Below are 18,382 nucleotides of genomic sequence, written 5' to 3'. Positions count from 1 at the left end.
GCTAGTATGAAAAAAGATTTCAGCGCAGATAAAAAATCTAGGCGCAGCATGGGGTTGATAAATTTTTTCGCCGGGCAGAAGCCTCATACTTATGGGGCATTGTATTTTGTGAATATTATTTTATTTGGGTTTCTATATTGGCTTACCCCTGGGTCTTTTAAATGCGCGCTAAGCCTGGGCGTTTCTATGTATTTTAGCGTGGTCACAGCGACCACTCTCGGCTACGGAGATATTACGCCTAACTTAGGTAACCCCTTTATGCCTATGCTAGTGTCGGTTCAAGTTTTAGTTGGTATAGCGCTAGTTGGTTTATTCCTAAATGCTCTCTCTCATCGGTTAAGTGAGCAAAAAGACAAAGCTACCCAAGATCTGGAGAGTGCAAAAAAGGAAGAGCAAATCTCTAGGGCTCTGGTAATGCTTCGCCCTGTAGTTGAACAAGGCTTGCGCACCTTAGCGCAGCTGTATAAATTCACAGCGCCTGCCGAAAAGCTCGAATATAAAATCAGACCGAAAGACTTCTTAACTGATGACTATGCGAGACAGGTAAATGCGATGGTGTATTACAACCTGCATGAGTATGTAAATGGAAGCGTGCCGATGTACTCTTACTTTATCGAGGAGAACAAAAAGTTTTCCTCTCAGCTCGATAAGTATTTAGACACTTTTGCGCACAGCCTGCCCGTAACAATTCTTGTACTGCTTACAGACCTTGGTCGACATCGTTTTCTCAATGTTCCAAATATGCATCGCAATATACACCATATTGTTAAGATTCAAAGCCCGGGCAGTATTTATCCAGATAATTTCCCCGCGCCGAGTGATGGGTTTTCTCAGGGGGAATATGAAAATATTATCAACTTTAATATTTTGTTTTTAGAGCTGATCTACGAAATGGATCGACGCAACCCGGAAAGTCCTGTAATGATGACTATTAGCTTGCGAGACAATATCTACCCTCGCGTTGGCGCGGGTCTTCATCCGACCCCATATTAGAAGAACAAACGGCCAAAAGCAGGAATGCTCGAGACCGCCGTCGAACTAAGCAGGAAAAGCGGCCTCGCTGATCAGGCTTTTTATATTTAGCACTTCTGAATAGTGTTACTGGCTGTCGGTTATCCGACTACGTACGCTTGTTAGTGCCGATGCAAAACTGATCCACCTGGGCTAACGTCGCAGCCATTTGAGGCTGCCCATGTCAAGCAGCGGAGATCAAAGTGTTGGCCCGCCAAGGGCACAGCATTCGACAGACCGCCAAGACATTGGGCGTGTCCCGCAACACTGCTCGTGGCTATCTCAGAGAACCTTCCGTCCCGCGTTACTCTCGTGTACCCAGAGCCGCCAAGCTCGACGCCGTTCGTGGCTGTACGCACGAACGAGTCAGGCAGGCTCACCAACTCTGGCTAGGAATGAGCCTGCCGTTTGAATCGATGACTCCGGGCGAAAATTGGCGAATTGATCTACGCTCCCGTCAAACCTCCTAGCTTCGCTGATTAGATTCGAATGTTTAACTCAAGTCGACTCAACATTGATGGTATGCTTCGCAATGGAACTGAGCCGGGGATGGCGCCTAGTTTTCGAACGTACTAACGCACCGTGTTTGTAAGTTAAAATCTGTTGAGCTACAGTTAAGGAGAGAAGTAGGTGAGCGAGCAGGTCGACAAGGAAATTGTGTTTCACCCTATCAATATAAAAGTTAGATTTGAGATTCCTGCTGGAGAACACTCCTCTGCCGCCGCTCTGATGCGGTCTCTGTGTCCGGCAGACGATGCGCCAACTTTACACTTGCTAGACGTCTGCGCCATTAGCCACATCAAAACTCATTTAAAAAAGCCGCCCGCCCCCTCCGCTCCTGTTCGAGAGTCGATTTCTGAACTAATTAAGCTCGATAAACCTAGGGACGGGATCTCGTATATCGCAGCTTTTCTTGAGATAATCAGTGATTTGAAAAAACCTAGAGCTGATGAAGATCTCATAGCTGAAGTTTCAGGCGACATAGCCGCCATGCAGAAATTTTTCACTAAAGCTAGAGTGTATGAAAATAATCTTATAACACCAGCTATGATTCTCGAGCTCAAAGGTGAGCACCCTGAAGAGTTGGGCCCAGCCTATCTTGAGTTTCTTATATACGTTAACTCAATGGGGCTGCATGATAAGCCGCTTGCAGAAAGACGCCTTGAACTCGTTGCTGATATATGTTCTAAGGCGCAAAGTCTTGGAATCTTGAAAAATCATCCGGTTGTAATTGTTTCGGTCGCTTGTGTCTATAGCTTTTTGCCTGCTTTTAAGGTCATGAAGCTCAAGAAAAATCCTGACGAGTTCGATGCGAGCAATGCACTGGGAGATATTCAGTTAGTACAGCGCATAGCCAACTTTTCAAATATGATCCTTAATGTTTGGATTGCTCATGGAAAAGGGTACGCAAAAACTAAATTTTTCACAGATGATAGGAATTTGCGGTTGTTGCTGGACTGCTTCACGGTAACGAATGTGACGCGCAAAGAGATCGAAAGCCAAACTACAACCAATTATCAGATGACCACTGACTTTGCGCGCTTACTCCCTGTGCTGCACACTGAGGCCGGGCATATAAAAGGACTTGAGGAGGAGGACGAACGCTATGAGGTATATCGTCTTCTGGGGATTGCTTCATCCTGAACTCCCTGTGAATTCTATGACCCTTGCTCAATCGTCCATCGTGGCGTTTTGAGCGCTCTTCAAGCGGAGCGCGCCGACCGCGACGGGGCAGAGACTTGAGGATGAAAGCCCGCAGGGCCAAACCCTGGCGCAGTCCGGGTTTGGTTTACGCCAGCCGTGCCCCGAAGGGGGCAAGCCCAAAACGGATCTACCGGAAATAGCCATCCAACTACGAGACAGGATGGTCGCCAAAGGTCTCGCGAAGCAAGCTCTGCATCATCACAGATGCAGGGCCTTCGAGAAAGTGCTCCTGACCGCTGATATAAAACCTCACGGGATTGATGTGAACGACAGTCGCACCATGCCCCAACGCTCGTACCCATCGCTGAGGTGATTGAGCGCAAAGTTAGGGCTTCCGCAGAAACCGGCGCTGCGTTCGTGGCGCTTGATGAGTTGTTCAAGCCGTGACCTGACTGAGCTACCCGCATCCTCAGCGTCCTCTCGCCTGCACGACCGTGATCTCTCGTGCGAGCCTCTGAAAAATGCTGCCGCCCACCCAACATGAGAGTATTGCGCGATGTCATATTGATGTCTTTTCGTGGTGTAATTGGTTGGTTGGTTGGTTGGTTGGTTGGTCAAGCTCACGCATATGGAAGGCGCCCGTGTATATAACCCGTATTAAGATTAAAAACTTTCGCTCGTTGATTGATGTGGAAATTCTGCCTGTTAACTACACTGTTTTGGCAGGTGCTAACGACGCAGGAAAGAGTAATGTGCTACGAGCATTAAATCTTTTCTTCAACAACCAAACTGACGTGGGTAAGCAGCTAGTATTTTCAGATGACTACAGTCAAAACGCTGTTGGCCGTGCAAACAGAGCAAAAGAAATTATAGTTGAGCTCGAGATTCAGCCTCCAAGAAATTACACGGATAGTGATCCTGTTGTGTGGCGAAAAACTTGGCGCGAAGAAGCTTTAATGCCATATGATGAACACATGAAGATGGTCGGTGATAAAGCCTTTAGCGCTCGTTCAAAAACGGAGTATTGGCTGCGCCAAATAGGCTACGAATATGTTCCTGCGATTCGAGGAGAAGAGTTTTTTAACACGCTTAAAAGAAGACTTCATAATACTTTGGCGGAGACCATCGCACCAAAGCTGGCTAAAGCTTCAGGGCAATTCTTGAAGAGTTTGCGTACAGAAGTACGAGGAATTGAAGTTGAAGCGTTGAGGATACTAAGTCTAAAGACTGAGTTTTCTTTGCCAACCGACTTGGGCAGCCTTTTCGAAATCCTCGACTTCAAGACAGCGGATAAGCATGCAGCGACACCTTTGCAACACCGAGGCGATGGTGTCCAAGGGAGGCACATTCCTGTGATTTTGCGATTTTTAGCAGATCAACGGAAGGCAAACTTCGCCAAAGGAAGGCCATCACCCGAAACAATATTTGGTTATGAAGAACCAGAGAATAATCTGGAGTTGGCTAGGCAGGTTGAAGAGGCTGAGGAGTTTTACCGATGCTCAAATGTAATTCAGATACTTCTCACAACGCATTCGCCTGCATTTTACAGTATCGCAAAATCACAAGATAAAGCACGTGCTTTATATGCTTCCCGCATAGACGGAGCGACAGCGTTTGTAGATTCAACAACTACTGCAGCTTTGGATGATGGGCTAGGATTGATGCCTTTTATCGAGCCCTACCTGAAAGTTGCTTTGGATCAGCGACGGCAACTATTTGAACAGTTAAAGGAGGTTCAAGGGCAGTCCCTACACACTGATCTACCTGTGCTTTGCGTTGAGGGTGATACAGATAAACTTATCCTTGAAAAAGCCTGCTCTATACTGTTTGGCCCAACCATCCCATTCAAAGTGGTAACAAAATCAGGCTCTGGTGCCGGTACTAACTGGGTTGTCGGGTATGCCACAGCTCGGGCCGTCATGACGGATGTGAAAGGTCGCACTGCAATTTTGCTGGATGGTGATGAGGCTGGTGCTGCGGCAGAAACCACCTTAAGTCAACGGATGGACTCATTAGACCTGAAAGGGAAAATTAAATATTTCAAGCTCAACAAAATTAATGGGGATGATGAACTCCGACAAGCTCTAAAGGCTGGCTTTGAGTTATCAATTGCGATTGAAGAGCTTTGCGGGGCTGCGGCTTGGGATCATGCAGAGTCTAAGCTCTGGCTGGAGCCACGCCCGGACGTGGTCAAACTTAACTCTCAAAATTTAGACATTGATCAATCCTTTAATAGCCTTCTGACCACAAAGATCGCTAATGAAAAATGCCGTAGGTTAATTGCTAATCGTATCAATTGGATGAAAAAAAATGACTTCTCAAAATTTGTTATAAGACAGATGGAGGAAACAAAACAAGTCCCGGTGAGCGTGGAAAAGCTAGTCACTGAAATTCATAGATATTTTTCACGGTAGTTTTTAGTTGAAGGGTGATATTACCAAACGCGGCACACGTCATCCAAGGACGTGAGCCGCGACGCGTAATTCTTAGTTCTGCCTGGTCGTTCAGGCGCTAATTGGCCCAGAGAAAGACTGTGGATGCCGACCAACGCTAGCCGGATTCAGTAGAGCCCGCTGGATGTTCGTCATCCTCCCCTACCGCGCCCTTGATCTCAAAGCGCTCATCAAATCCTGGATACGCAGTGTTCACATCATCAAGGATGGCATTTACCAAGTGCAGCGCATCAGCAATGGTAGGTTCTAGCATCCGGTGGTATGCCAGTGGGATGCGATGGAACCGGTGCAGAGGGTTCAGGCAGTGAGTGAAGTTACTGTCCCTTATTGCACCCCATTGACCATGAACGAAGCCCGAGGCCCAACCGTAGTACCTGTCGTAGTCATCCTTCGTGCCTGACTCCTCTGCTAGCCTGCGAAGATCTTTACCGGCCCAATGGCCCAGATCGATCTCCACGTACTCTTGGAAGTAGTCTTCGTTCGCCAAGGTTTCCAAAGCCTGTTTGGTCACAAACCGAGCCTTCTGACCAGCCATCTCCTCGTGCTTGAGCAGTGCCAGCTTGGCTTGGCCGGCGCCATAGGAGCGGAATTTTTTCCACATCTCGTCGTTCCCACAGCGTACAAGATAAGCCAGCGAGATCCTGCACTCAGTGAGAGACCGAAGCAGTAGCCTTCCGGTAACGGCTGAGCTCAACGGCCCCATGCTCATCTCGGCTAAGCAGGCGAGAGCGAAGAACCCGAACCCGAAAACGCCATCATGTTTCTGATTCAGTCCAGTGGTGCTCAAGCTCGTGAACCAGTGAGCCAGTAAACCTTCACGGAGATCATTGATCGTATTGCCCAAGATTTTGGGGTCATGGGCAGATTCACCTCTGGCCTTCAACGGAGCTGGGAGGCAGTGGGTATGTTCCAGTGTGTAATCCCAAAATAATTCGGGCCAGATGCTCGGTTCTTGATCCGGTTTGACGCTGATTACAGCCATTTCCATGGATCTAATGGAGGGGCGGACTGATCTCATATCTCCTCGGTGTGGATATTCGATAATTTCCTGAATCCGCTCCGTCATCTCCTCCATGACGAAGATTTCCCCTAGCCCTAGTTTGAATAGTACGCTTAACCAGCGCACATCCGTTGCTTCTTGAGACTGGTGGTCAAAGGTTTTCAGTACCGCCTGGCCAAGTGTCTGCCAGTCGTCCTCGGTTGCTTCAGCAGCGAGTGCTGCTTTCCACCAGTCTTGGCCTGGAAGGTTCTCGAGGAGCAGTAACGGACGCAACGCTTGCAAGCCTGAATGGCAGCGGAGCACCCGGCTCACGAGGGCGTTAAAGAGTTCTCTCGGCTGGTTCGGCAAATCAGAGTGGCGAAGCGACCAGCCCAGTGCTGGTTTTGACTCCTGGTCGTGTTCATCACGCCGATAGCGAATGCCGATGGATGCGATGTCTCGAAAAACTTCGATTGCCTCTTCACGCGGTATTACGGTGACGATCAGACAGGCCCAAAGCATCTCCGGCAGGCGAGTGTTCGCCCATGACGAGAAACTCATCCCTGTGAGTTGCATCATGGGAGGTATAAGGGCTTTGCCTACCCTTTTATGATCTGCCAGTGATGACGTAACCTTTCCGGAGCGGTTTTGCTTTTTCTTCCTGTTAGACATGAGCTACTTCCTGTTTGGCTATGCACTTTTCAAACCGTCCCGAATAGACGCGTTACGACGAGTTCGTGCCGTTAGATAGCCCGCATCCAATCTAGGCTGGTACGGAAAACAGGAAACTCTTGATCAATCATCTCTGGCTCCCAGCTTCGGATATTGTCTTCCTGAGCGATGATGGCTGCCTCTCCCTTCTCCTCAATGTTCAATGCATCCTCAATGCACCCCATTGGCCAGACCCAGGTTGTAAAATCTTTCATTGCCTCATGAGCAGCATTCGCAAGAACTTGGCCGTCAGCATTTCTTGCAAAAGCAGCCCAGCAGTCAGCTGCTGAGCCGTTTTTGGAGTTCTGAGGCATGCCGTTACCACCGATCTGGAATCCTTCGGTTTGGCCGATGACTTGCAGCACAGATATCACCTTATCCATCTCTTCGCACTCCTTCGCCAGCCAGGGCCCCCTGGCGTGAGTGAATGCAAAATCTAAGTCAGCGATCACGCCGCATTTGATACCCATTGCGGTCAGTACAGAAAAGCCCTTGGGAATGGAAGTACAACTACCTAGAGCAACAAAGCAGATCCGTTCGAGTTCAGGCCGGACTCCGTAGAGCTTTTCGTAGATGAGTGGAAGCAGTCTCTGATCCGTCTTGCCCTCGCAGAGAATTACCTTTTCTGCGAAATAGATTTCAGCGATATTCCCAAGCTCAAAAAGGGTTCGAGATTGGGCTTGCGCCTCTGCCATAGCCTGCGCAACCGCCGCTCCCATCGGAATGCGAACCTCGGAACCATTCTCCCGTGATCTGCGCACGATGACCGTTTCGGGCGCGTTATCCCTGCTCACCATCAATGGCGAATGGGTGGTGAAAACAACCTGGTAACCGGATTTTGAAAGCACATGAAGTGCTTCTCTAAGGCCTCTGACACCTTGAGGGTGGAGGAAAATCTCAGGCTCGTCGATCAGCAGAAGACGACGCGCAAGGTCTTGATCGCGGGTTTTTCGGATATCGGCCAGAAGCCGGATCAAGGCCATTTGTATAGCGCGCTGCGCCCCGCTACCTAATGTGTCGAAACGTCTGGTTTGACCGGATATCTCATCGGTCACGTTTAAATCACCGCTCTTGAAAAACTCCTTAACGTCAATTGACGGTACGTCCAGGTTTAACATCAAACCGGGGAAGAAGCTTGAGAGGGCATTGGTGGCGCTGGTGTCGAACTCAGTCAGCAGAGGGGATCGGTTCTCACCGTCGGATCCCAGTATATTCCTGACTGCTGTGAGTGCATCCTGAACCTCTTGGTGAGCAGAGAGGATGGGGGCCATGATTTCATCCAACAGCCCACGAATTGTGCTGCCAGCTTTGCCTTTGCCTAGGTCTTCCTGGACATCATCCATGGCGCGGATATGCAACGCTTCGGGTAACAATGCCGAAATGGCTTGAGGCAACCCCGTCGGATAGGAGCGCCACGACGTAGGGAGACCTTGCTCATCTATATCAGCATTTCCCCAGACCTCCGTGGTCGGTTTGGTCGAGCCTGAAGCGGAAATCCTTATCCAAAGGTCACCGTTGATGCAGTAGGGGGTAATCGCTGCTTGATGTTTGGCTTCAGGGATTTGCGCAATCAGTTCTTCGGTAATCCCTGACACGCAGGCGCTGATGATGATGGGCTGAGTCGGATCATTCGCGTCTGTCTTCGCAAATGCCTTGGGCGCAAGCACTAATCTGATCGCGTCGAGGATGGTGGATTTTCCTGCATTATTTTGACCAACCAGTGGGGTAAAATCGCCCAGTGGCAGGATTACTTGCTTGCAAGAGCGGAAGTTCTTGATGTGTATTTTGCTCAAGGCGTGCATGGGGTGAATTCCTTTTCTACGGTGGGCAAGGCGCCTCAGCGTAGCTGGAAAGTGGCGATGCGCCATAGCCCTGGCATTATTGCTCAAGGATGGAGCAGCGCTGTGAGCACATATCCTCTCTCTCGCAAGCGGAGCGCGCCGGCCCAGGATGGGCGAGAGGCTTGAGGATGAAAGCCCGGAGGGACAAAACCTGGCAAAGCCAGGGTTTGGTTTACGACAGCCGTACCCCGAAGGGGGCAAGCCCAAAAAGGATTCTGCGTGAGTCGCCATCAAGCTGCGAGACACCAACGCAGATACTTAGGGCTATTTGGGCTAATGATGTGAGCTGGTTAACTAAAGCTTTGCGGGTACGTACTGCTTTGAGTCGCCCCTGGCCCAATCATCGCTCCAACAAACCGTTCGTGGTTTGCCGTGCTCGTGCCACACCACACCTTCTGAGCGGCGCCGAGATGCATTCTTGTTTTCACCGCCCGGCCAAGCGCTACGTTCCGTGACAAAGATCCATACGCAAGCGAACCCATCCTCCTCTAGGAATGTCTGGAAAAGCTGTTGGTCTATGAAAGCATGGGAACCATCGCCAGGGCTCCTTCCGCAAACGAAGCGCGTTTCTCCAGTGTGATCCATATAAATAGTCGCATCCTCAGGATGGGGCATTAGGTTGAGCCGCTGGGCGAGCCACGGCGCTGGTATCAAAGCGTGAGCGCCTTCGGGCATTGAGACATCCAGATGTCGTTCCCAGTAGTGACGGAAGCAGGGATAGGCGACCTCTATCCCACCCAAGTCATAAAATTCGTAGGTTGACCACTGCTCTCGTGCCCATGTCGAGCGCCATGGCGCTTCTCTGAGATAACCGTCGTTAGTGAAGTCACGGGCAGTCCAAGAATCTACGTCCAATTTTTGCTTTGTCCGGATGTAATCAAGAAGTTGCTGTTCGTCTTCCTTTCTCACGACTACCGGTAACAGGAAGCGCCACTGTGATTGTTTGGAGCCATGCTCACGACCTTGCTTCTCTTCGTATCGCTCGGTTACTGAGCGATGTTCGTGCAGGACTACCCACGTTCCACCGGTTGAGTCCCGACGGCTTACCAGGTTCGTCATGCCGGCTGAAGGTTCCTCTTCAAAAGGCCATTTCCCCACATCCGCTTCGAGAGTCTCTCGAATTGATATCTCAAATTTCTCAACCGAAGGGTATTGCCTTTGGGGGCGACTGCGCTCGTCAGCAAGCAAAATGGTTGGATCGATTTCTCGATGAGTGCCGATGTCCAAAGGGTAGGCATACCGACGCGATCCCTGCTCAGTCCTTTCCGATAACCATCTGTTGTCGGCCAGGCTGCAAAGAAGCTCATCGAGAGCAAGCCATTGGTATTTTTTTCCTATGCGCTCAACTAATGGCCGATCACGACTGTAGTCATGCCGAAGGCTACGATCATGTGGAAACAACTTTTTCGTCCAGCCGAAGCTATAGGCTCGTTTGGCGACCCAGCGCTTTGCCGAATTTATGTCGATGTGCGGAAGCTGTTCACGAGCATTTCTAGGCGACTTGAAGCGTTTTTTATATTCTTTTTTATATCTAATCCGCTCTTCAGAGCTTAAGGACTCCAGCAGCAGGCTTTCAGTCATCTTGAAGTTTTTTGAGCTTTCTTCAACGTCTTGCTCAGAAAGACCGAGCCTGAGATCTCTGAAGGGATTAGGGCTAAAATCATGCATTAATTTTACGACGCGAGTCCTCAGCTCGCAGTGGTTAATGACCTCATCCTCGAACCTCTCATAAATTTCGGTAACGCTAAGTGGCTCAGGCGAAACCAGTGGTACGTTCAAAAATGAACTGACCCTAGGTTGGATTTGATAGCTCGCGAAATCGCCTCCCCAGCCAGTGCATGAATCCAAAATCTGGGAGTCTCCAGCCCGCTTTGCGACCTTTTCGAGGGCGTCCTCGGACACGGAAAGTCTGATGGTTTTGGAATGATAAGGCGGCATTGCTTTCACGATATCAACCTGCTCTGGCAGGTGACCTTTTAGCAGCGCGAGCTCAATAATCCCTAATGCGCTGTCCCTGAGAATAATCGAAAGCGGAACATCCTCTCTGTCAAAAACCGCTGTATTTGCGATCTCAGAATAGGCGTGTAGTCGATGCTGGTCTGGATTTATGCAGCATGCTCCGTAGGCCGCTGTGTGCAGACGTTCAAGGACGTAGAGATCGTCCACTCCGGAAAAGTCCGTGCAGAGCATCCCATACAAGCTGGGGTTCCAAATCATGAGCGACGTGAGCGCCTTGGTGGCTTTGTCTCGCAGTTCCCGGTTGGAGCTTGTGAAAAACCAAGTCAGGGTTATTGCGCAGAGATATTGAATCCCTGGATCTGTTTGTTGACTCTGCTCAAAGGCACTCCACTCAATCAATCGCTGGGCAGTATTTTCCTCGTCCATGGACAGGCTATTAAGCTGAATAGTCCATGAAGCATCACGTTTGGCCATGCTCTGAGCAGCTAGACGGCAGTGCAGGGATTTCGCATTCCATGGGTGGTCAGCGCTTGCACTCACCTGGAGAATAATGTCGAAATGCTCTTCGCTTTCGGATAGAAAAAAATTGAAGAGCTCAAGTGTACGGTTGCTGAAGGATTCGTTGGCTCGCCACCGGAGACTCTCGATAAATGCACTACGAACAGAGTGCTCATTTGCCCAGTGATCTACGCCACCAGGCATGACGTCAAGGAGCTCCTTTTGGAAACGTTCAGGTAGTTGTACGGAGAGCGCTTCCGTCAGTCCGGCCCACTTACCATGAAGCCGTTTACCATTGTGAATGAATTGAAGTGAACCGCTTTCCAACGCTTCAGCTGGATCTTCAACTTCGCCCAAAAGCCCCGAAGCCATCAAATAATCTTGTAACCTTTGGAAGCTAAAGCGAACAATGTCCTCTGGTGCATCGAACGGATCAGCATCCCGACTCTTCGGGTCTGGATCCATCCGAAACAAGCCATTCCGCTGAAGTATCTCAAACCAGGTTGTTCCTGCTGGAGCTGGAAAAGCGTGAAATTTTTCAGCGACGATTCGTATGGCATCGGAGTGGTGAACATAGTCACGTTGTTTCGCCGCCATCTCTGTAGCAATTATAGAAAGTGCCTGATTGGTAGGTTTGACAAGATCATCACTCCCATCCCTGCCCGCGCCTAGGTTTCGAGCAATACTTCTAAGATAAAACGAAAAGACTTGTTTCGTACCCGTTAAACCTCTGGGAAACCATTTTTGATTCTCTCTCTCGAGCGCAGTACAAGCACTTCGCAGGAATAACGGATTGACGAACTCGGCGGCTAACCAAGGAGTGTTGGGTTGGGAAATCCCTCTTTTTCCAAGATACATACGTGCAGCGCGGGTTTGCTCGTCATTGGTCACGAATCCGCGAACCTGAAAGGATGGGATTTTTTCGTTGAGAGTCGCAGGTATTACGTATGGCGTATATTCCGTCCTGCAACTGAACACGACGAGCAGGTTTTTATGCTTTTCAATTCTTCCGATAAACTCGGCAAGTTCCTTACGCCAAAGAGTTATACCTGACCCTTCGTTCAAAGCATCAATCAAAATCAAACCGCGCTTGCCCGTAACCTCAGCAGCAGCACTCAAAGCTTGAAGGAAAGTGTCAGGATCGATATCGCCAAGCCCCAGCCGGTTAGTGACTTGGCTCCAGACGCTGTCATTATTCAAGTGTTGGCCCAGTACCAGGATGGCGACCCTGCCGTCTAATATGGCTTGCTGAGCAATGTTGCCGAGTAAGTGAGACTTTCCAGTGCCGGCTTTTCCGAAGAGAAAGAAGCTACGACTAAACGCTGCAGAAAAGTATCTGTCTTGAAGAGATGATCTGAATGCGTACGATGCGTCACTAAGTTCGCTCAGGCGATGTTGTAAGTATTCTAAAGAATGGTCGCTTGAATCTTTTCCCTTGCGTCTCTCTTCCTTGGCTTTCCAAGTAAGGTTTTCAAGGGCGTGGACGTCGTCCGATATTTCTTCAATATACGTAAGACACTCTGCCAGCGGCCAAGTTTCCCAAGCATCAGATGTGAGCTTCTGTCTCAGGTCGCCAAGCGTTTTCACCTGCAGCGTAACGCGTTCTAACAGATCAGCGCTGCCATTTCCTAGCAGGCTCTCTACATCATTGATCTTGGCTAGCGCAGAGAGCTTGTCGATCTTTCCCTGAAGTTCCGAAATGATGCTCTGGTCTCGTAAAATTATCTGAAATAACTTTTCTATGCCGACTTCAACATGATCTTCAGGATGATATCTCTCATCGAGGGACTTAACTGCCCATTCGACTTTTTCTGACAACCATTTCGGCGAAAACTCAACGTCCCCAAACCAATACCTTCTTAACCCCTCGGCATCTTTTTGTAATAGTCGGTCAGTTAGCTCAGAGGCCGTCCAGTAAATGAATTCCACTTCATGGCCTTTTGGAACATAAGACTTCCAGATAGCCTTATGAGCCTCCCAGTGTTCCCAGCCTCTTTTACCGCCACCTTGCTTGCCGCTCCTATCAGTCAGGTCGCAGGCTAAGGCCACAACATATTTGGTTAAAAATGGATGTGACTGCAGTGCGCGTTTAACGGAGTCGTCAATATTTGCCCAATCAATTTCGCCTGCTTTTAGATAATATTTTGCTTGGTAACCAATTTCGTCCCCATCACTTAGCAACCAGTAAGCTTCGATACCCCCATCCCCACCGGCACCTTCTATTCGCCTAAATTCGGCGTCAACCGCTGGTGATTCACGCCGTGCAAGCTGGCAAACGAGTTCTTCAAAGGCGAGGCGCTGTCCTGAATCCATGCCTCTAATACGCTTGTAATCCATGATGTGTCCGTGACGAAAGCTGGCAGCCGTGATGGCAGAATGCCTATAGTGTACCGTCTTCCGAGCAGCTAGAATTGTTCGTTGCGCTGCTGCATCATATAGGACAGGGATGTTTACCAAGAGGGCAACAGTGCTTGCCCCATGCGTAAAAAAAGCTGTAGGAAACTCCCCGGATCCGAAGCAAGCGCTCAGCTTGAATTGTCTACGTTGATGTTCTACCAGAAATAGCCGTAATGCCCTTAACGATAACCATCGCAACCATCCCTACGAGCGCACCTACTAGGCAGTGAATACCTAGATTCGCGACGGTTTCCCAGGCCCCTACCCCTTCCACCAGCTCCTCAGCAAAGTGCCGTATTGGCTCAATGCCTTCCGTGATAAATGCCCCTCCAACCAGAAACATCGCAACAGTTCCAATCCAGGACAATGCTTTCATAAGCTTTGGTGCAGCCGACAGCAACCATCCCCCAACAGTCCTCACCACAGCCCCCCATGTACCGGTAGCTTTAGACTTCTGGAGAATAATGCCGGCATCATCCAAGCGGACGATCCCCGCAACCAATCCATAAACGCCCACTGTCATGACCACCGCGATCAGCGCTAACGTCAAAATCTGTTGGAGCATCGGGGCATCAGTCACGATATTTAGGGTGATGACGATGATCTCGGCGCTCAGAATGAAGTCCGTTCGAACAGCCCCTGCAATCTTCCGCTTTTCAAAAGCTGCAAGCTCTTCAGGCGTCTTTGGCTTCGTTTTTTTTGGTTGCCCTGTGTCATTTTCTCGACCAGCCGTGAGCTTGTCCTTGATGGCCTCAAAGCCCTCATAACAGAGATATGCTCCCCCTATCATGAGCAGCCAGTGAACCGCAGCAGGCAGCAGTGCGTTCAACACCAAAGCACAAGGCACCAGGATGGCTTTGTTTCTCAACGAGCCCTTGAATACAGCCCATACCAACGGTAGCTCTCGGTCTGCTTTCATGCCGGTAACCTGCTCAGCATTCACAGCAAGGTCGTCGCTCAGGACACTCGCCGATTTCTTTGCAGCGACTTTGCTCATAAGCGAGATGTCGTCTAGCAGTGTGGCAATGTCATCCAATAGTGCGAACAAGCTACTGCCGGCCATCTAAGGCTCCTTGCGTTGATTTATTCTGTTCCCCGACCAACCTCATGCATACCGACGCTAATGCCCCGCATATGCTCCCTCCGCAGGCTCAGGATCACCCTGTCGCCAACGTGTTACGGAGAGCACCTTTCTAGACAATGGGCACACCACGCCGTTCATCTTCGAATATCCGTAGATCTCGAGCAGAATCGGACACAAGCTCAGGAAAATTTCTGGGCTTCCGGGGTATGCCATAGATAGAGGTGTGTCAGGAAGGACAAGGCAAGAGCACTCCCAATCAAATGCATATCTTAATCTTCCCCATCAAGAGCAAGAGCAAGAGCAAGAGCAAGAGCAAGAGCAAGAGCAAGAGCAAGAGCAAGAGCAAGAGCAAGAGCAAGAGCAAGAGCAAGAGCAAGAGCAAGAGCAAGAGCAAGAGCAAGAGCAGGTCAAAGCCTAAGGGCTTTGACACCAAAGCGGAGTGTGTCTAGAAAATCACCGCCGAGTAGATAGTGTCGCGTACCAGGGTTGGCGAGGGCTCATTGCTCATCATGATCGCCAGGATCACCACTTCCACCAGCACCGCGGCCAACGTCAGGATCATGGTGCCGTAGGGGTCGCCGACTTTTTCCGCCAGTTGCTCGGCATGGTGCGCCACGCGCATCGACGCCACCACGATAAAACCGATCAGCACCAGGCCGGCCAACAGCGCGACGACTTGCCCGCTGTGCAGCATCCAGTGTTCCAGCGGGTAGGCAGCGATGGCAGCAATCAGCGCCAGCAGCATGAATTTTTCTTGCTTGAGGGATGTGAGCATTACGGGCCTTTTCAAACAGCAAATCAGTCATTGATGGGGTACAGACTGCGCCACGCCGCTAACGTTTCGTTACACCTTAGTTCACGCCGCCCTTGCGCGAATAAAACGAATACTCTCCTGCCGGTCAGGTTTTTCCGATTATTTCAGCCATGACCTGTAGAATGCCGCCATTGCATCTGATGAGATTTTAACTATGTACGATTGGCTCAACGCCCTGCCCAAGGCTGAACTGCACCTGCACCTGGAAGGCTCGCTGGAGCCTGAGTTGCTGTTCAAGCTGGCCGAGCGCAACAAGATTGCGCTGCCGTGGAGCGACGTCGAAACCCTGCGCAAGGCTTACGCCTTCAACAATCTGCAAGAGTTTCTCGACCTGTATTACAAAGGCGCCGATGTGCTGCGCACCTCGCAGGACTTCTACGACCTGACCTGGGCTTACCTGCTGCGCTGCAAACAGCAGAATGTGATTCACACCGAACCCTTCTTCGACCCCCAGACCCACACCGACCGTGGCGTGCCCTTCGAAGTGGTGCTTAACGGCATTGCCGCGGCACTCAAGGACGGCGAGCAGCAATTGGGCATCACCAGCGGCCTGATCCTCAGCTTCCTGCGCCACCTGAGCGAAGCCGAAGCCGAGAAAACCCTCGACCAGGCGCTGCCGTTCCGCAAAGCGTTCGTGGCCGTGGGCCTGGACAGCTCGGAGATGGGTCACCCGCCGAGCAAGTTCCAGCGCGTATTCGACCGTGCCCGTCACGAAGGCTTCCTGACCGTGGCCCACGCCGGCGAAGAAGGCCCGCCCGAGTACATCTGGGAAGCCATCGACCTGTTGAAAATCCAGCGTATCGACCATGGCGTGCGCGCCATCGAAGACGAACGCCTGATGCAGCGCATCATCGACGAGCAGATCCCGTTGACCGTGTGCCCGCTGTCCAACACCAAACTGCGCGTGTTCGACGACATGGCCCAGCACAACATCCTCGACATGCTCGAGCGTGGCGTGAAAGTCACGGTGAACTCGGATGACCCGGCGTACTTCGGCGGTTACGTCACCGAGAACTTCCACGCGCTGTACACCTCGCTTGGCATGACCCAGGACCAGGCCAAACGCCTGGCACAGAACAGCCTGGATGCGCGGCTGGTCAAGCCATGACCCGTCTTCACTGACGCCACGGAGCCTCAGGCGGCAGCAGGCTTGGCTGCGATGGCGGTGTATGGCCGGCTATTGATTGCCTGACCCTCCGTCAGGCTGCCTAGGACATGGCCAAACGGGCGATTTCCGCCTGCCCGTTGTCGTTGACCAGCAAGGCCTGGGATTCGTTGACCAGGCTGATCCAGCTCGACTGTAGAAACAACTGCAACAGCCCGGCGCCCAGTGCGCCCCCCAGGTGAGGTTGCTGCTGGCTCCAGTCAAAACAATCGCACACCAACGGCGACGCCAGGGCCTGAGTAAAAATACCCAGGCCCGCCAAGTGCTGCGAGCCCTTGACGGTAACGTCGATGCGTTGCTCATGACGCTCGATCCACCCCGCCACCATCATTCGTTCATACAGCCCCGCCGCCATCTCACCACCCAGGTGGCCACGGCACAGGCGGGCACGACGCAATGACGGCGGCGCCAGCAAGACCGGCGGCGAAGCCCGTGGCGCGCTGCGCACCGCACTGGCGACCGTGGTACTGGCCAGGGCATCGATGGCGGCGCTGACATCTGCGGCCGCCACGCGGAACAAGCGCTTGCCACGCCGTGCCTCGGTGCGCAGCAAACCGCTGCCCGTGAGCCGCGCCAGATGCGCATTGGCCGAGGCCGGTGACAACCCGGCAAGTGCCGCCAGTTCTTCCGACGATCTGGCCGCCCCATCCATCAACGCCCAAAGCATGGCGGTGCGCTTGGGTTCGGCAAGCAAGCCGGCGATCTGGCTGATGCAAGGTGTTGCTTCCATTATTCACTCCCTGTCGAATTATTTTTGTACTGCGGTTGGCGCCAAAGTATAGGGGCGCCAATTGCTGGTTCCGTGGCGTCTTACAGCTCGGATAGGGACAGGATCTGAGTGAAATGTCTTGCTGTGGTGGAGGCTGTTGCCCAACACCTCATCGCGCCGGCAATTGCGCGGTTAATGTCGCACAACGGGACACGAGCATTTCCCGCAGCAGGTTAATGGGTTTGCTCAGTTGCGCCCGATGTGCACACAACAGATTCAGCGGCGTGCGCTCACCCCGCAGCTCCGGCAGGATCAGGCGCAAGCGCCCGGCCAGCACATCGGCGCTCACATCCAGCCAGGACTTGTAGGCAATCCCCACCCCCGCGACCGCCCAGCGCCGTACCACATCGGCATCGTCGCTGAAGCGGTCGCCCGATACGGTCAGGCTGACGTCGCGCCTGCCATCGTGAAAGGTCCAGTGGTCATGCACGCGACTGCCGAGCATATACAGCAGGCAATTGTGCTGGGCCAACTGCTCCAGGTGCCGAGGCTCGCCGTGACGCTCAAGGTAACTGGGCGCGGCGCAGAGCACGCGGATATTGTCTGGCGCCACGGGCAGTGCGATCAGGCTGGAGTCCTCGGGCTCGCCGTAGCGCAGGGCGATGTCTACCGGTTGGCGGAACAGATCGGCGATCCGATCGCCCAGCAACAGACGCACGTTGAGTTGCGGGTATTGCTGCTGAAACGCATCGAGCCACGGCAGCAGCTGGTTACGGCCAAAATCCGAAGGCGCCGACAGTTGCAGCACGCCACTGACATGGTCCTGGCCACTGGCCAATAAGCGCCGCCCTTCATCCAGCGAACTCAACGCGGCGCGGGCGTACTCCAGAAAACCGTCACCCTCGGCCGTCAGCCGCAGGCTGCGGGTGGAGCGCGCCAGCAAACGAGCGCCCAGTTGCTGCTCAATGCGCTTGAGCGCGGCACTGGCCACGGCGGGCGACAGGTCCATTCCCCGCGCCGCCGCCGACAGACTGCCCAGGTCTGCCGCACGCACAAACAACTGCAAATCATCAAAGCGCAGCATGCAATCCATCCATTATCAAAATTTCATTGAAAC

The 18,382-nt window shown here is 51.9% G+C and carries 11 protein-coding genes and 2 pseudogenes; 6 read left to right on the top strand and 7 right to left on the bottom strand.

The window, feature by feature from the left end; all coding sequences use genetic code 11:
* Positions 1–6 precede the first annotated feature (6 nt).
* The 4 genes and pseudogenes from AB4O05_RS08105 to AB4O05_RS08090 all read left to right on the top strand — a co-directional run bounded on the left by AB4O05_RS08105 (position 7) and on the right by AB4O05_RS08090 (position 5,069).
* Positions 7–993, top strand: a complete 987-nt coding sequence (locus tag AB4O05_RS08105; protein ID WP_460131728.1) for a potassium channel family protein — start codon at positions 7–9, stop codon at positions 991–993.
* 215 nt (positions 994–1,208) lie between these two features.
* Positions 1,209–1,403, top strand: a pseudogene (locus tag AB4O05_RS08100) (IS21 family transposase); the annotation flags it as partial.
* A 238-nt stretch (positions 1,404–1,641) separates the two neighbouring features.
* Entirely contained in the window at positions 1,642–2,655 is a 1,014-nt protein-coding gene (locus AB4O05_RS08095) for a hypothetical protein (RefSeq protein ID WP_152092365.1), read from the top strand.
* A 641-nt stretch (positions 2,656–3,296) separates the two neighbouring features.
* A complete protein-coding gene (locus AB4O05_RS08090) occupies positions 3,297–5,069 on the top strand; it encodes an ATP-dependent nuclease (protein WP_460131729.1) in 1,773 nt (590 codons plus the stop codon).
* A gap of 136 nt (positions 5,070–5,205) precedes the next feature.
* On the opposite strand, the gene AB4O05_RS08085 is transcribed toward AB4O05_RS08090, so the two are convergent.
* From AB4O05_RS08085 to AB4O05_RS08070, 4 genes are all read right to left on the bottom strand, one after another.
* Positions 5,206–6,759, bottom strand: a complete 1,554-nt coding sequence (locus tag AB4O05_RS08085; RefSeq protein WP_460131731.1) for a DUF5677 domain-containing protein — start codon at positions 6,757–6,759, stop codon at positions 5,206–5,208.
* A 71-nt stretch (positions 6,760–6,830) separates the two neighbouring features.
* Entirely contained in the window at positions 6,831–8,600 is a 1,770-nt protein-coding gene (locus tag AB4O05_RS08080) for an ATP-dependent nuclease (protein WP_460131733.1), read from the bottom strand.
* Positions 8,601–8,933: 333 nt separating this feature from the next.
* On the bottom strand, positions 8,934–13,433 hold the full coding sequence (locus AB4O05_RS08075) for an NACHT domain-containing protein (RefSeq protein ID WP_460131735.1): 4,500 nt from the start codon (positions 13,431–13,433) through the stop codon (positions 8,934–8,936).
* Between the two features lie 202 nt (positions 13,434–13,635).
* Positions 13,636–14,556 carry a DUF808 domain-containing protein gene (locus AB4O05_RS08070; protein ID WP_460131736.1) on the bottom strand — a complete coding sequence of 307 codons (921 nt, stop codon included), beginning with the start codon at positions 14,554–14,556 and terminating at the stop codon, positions 13,636–13,638.
* Between the two features lie 281 nt (positions 14,557–14,837).
* Here AB4O05_RS08070 and AB4O05_RS08065 point away from each other — a divergent pair, with 281 nt between their 5' ends.
* On the top strand, positions 14,838–15,026 hold the full coding sequence (locus AB4O05_RS08065) for a hypothetical protein (RefSeq protein WP_460131738.1): 189 nt from the start codon (positions 14,838–14,840) through the stop codon (positions 15,024–15,026).
* A gap of 2 nt (positions 15,027–15,028) precedes the next feature.
* On the opposite strand, the pseudogene AB4O05_RS08060 reads toward AB4O05_RS08065, so the two are convergent.
* Positions 15,029–15,352: pseudogene (locus AB4O05_RS08060) on the bottom strand (calcium:proton antiporter); the annotation flags it as partial.
* A gap of 193 nt (positions 15,353–15,545) precedes the next feature.
* Between AB4O05_RS08060 and AB4O05_RS08055 the strand changes: the two are divergent.
* A complete protein-coding gene (locus AB4O05_RS08055; protein WP_460131739.1) occupies positions 15,546–16,499 on the top strand; it encodes an adenosine deaminase in 954 nt (317 codons plus the stop codon).
* 100 nt (positions 16,500–16,599) lie between these two features.
* On the opposite strand, the gene AB4O05_RS08050 is transcribed toward AB4O05_RS08055, so the two are convergent.
* Together AB4O05_RS08050 and AB4O05_RS08045 are read right to left on the bottom strand one after the other, a co-directional pair.
* Entirely contained in the window at positions 16,600–17,286 is a 687-nt protein-coding gene (locus tag AB4O05_RS08050; RefSeq protein WP_460131741.1) for an ArsR/SmtB family transcription factor, read from the bottom strand.
* Positions 17,287–17,434: 148 nt separating this feature from the next.
* Positions 17,435–18,349 carry a LysR family transcriptional regulator gene (locus tag AB4O05_RS08045; protein ID WP_460131742.1) on the bottom strand — a complete coding sequence of 305 codons (915 nt, stop codon included), beginning with the start codon at positions 18,347–18,349 and terminating at the stop codon, positions 17,435–17,437.
* Between the last annotated feature and the right edge of the window lie 33 nt (positions 18,350–18,382).

It is taken from the genome of Pseudomonas sp. S1_G07 (assembly GCF_054668565.1).
Note: the sequence above shows the minus strand (reverse complement) of the source record. Positions and strands in the feature narration are given on the sequence as shown.

Excerpts from the sequence above, each read along its gene's own strand:
- AB4O05_RS08045 (WP_460131742.1), bottom strand. The coding sequence starts at position 18,349 with ATGCTGCGCTTTGATGATTTGCAGTTGTTTGTGCGTGCGGCAGACCTG.
- AB4O05_RS08105 (WP_460131728.1), top strand. The coding sequence starts at position 7 with ATGAAAAAAGATTTCAGCGCAGATAAAAAATCTAGGCGCAGCATGGGG.
- AB4O05_RS08055 (WP_460131739.1), top strand. The coding sequence starts at position 15,546 with ATGTACGATTGGCTCAACGCCCTGCCCAAGGCTGAACTGCACCTGCAC.
- AB4O05_RS08085 (WP_460131731.1), bottom strand. The coding sequence starts at position 6,759 with ATGTCTAACAGGAAGAAAAAGCAAAACCGCTCCGGAAAGGTTACGTCA.
- AB4O05_RS08050 (WP_460131741.1), bottom strand. The coding sequence starts at position 17,286 with ATGGAAGCAACACCTTGCATCAGCCAGATCGCCGGCTTGCTTGCCGAA.
- AB4O05_RS08075 (WP_460131735.1), bottom strand. The coding sequence starts at position 13,433 with ATGGATTACAAGCGTATTAGAGGCATGGATTCAGGACAGCGCCTCGCC.
- AB4O05_RS08080 (WP_460131733.1), bottom strand. The coding sequence starts at position 8,600 with ATGCACGCCTTGAGCAAAATACACATCAAGAACTTCCGCTCTTGCAAG.
- AB4O05_RS08070 (WP_460131736.1), bottom strand. The coding sequence starts at position 14,556 with ATGGCCGGCAGTAGCTTGTTCGCACTATTGGATGACATTGCCACACTG.
- AB4O05_RS08065 (WP_460131738.1), top strand. The coding sequence starts at position 14,838 with ATGCATATCTTAATCTTCCCCATCAAGAGCAAGAGCAAGAGCAAGAGC.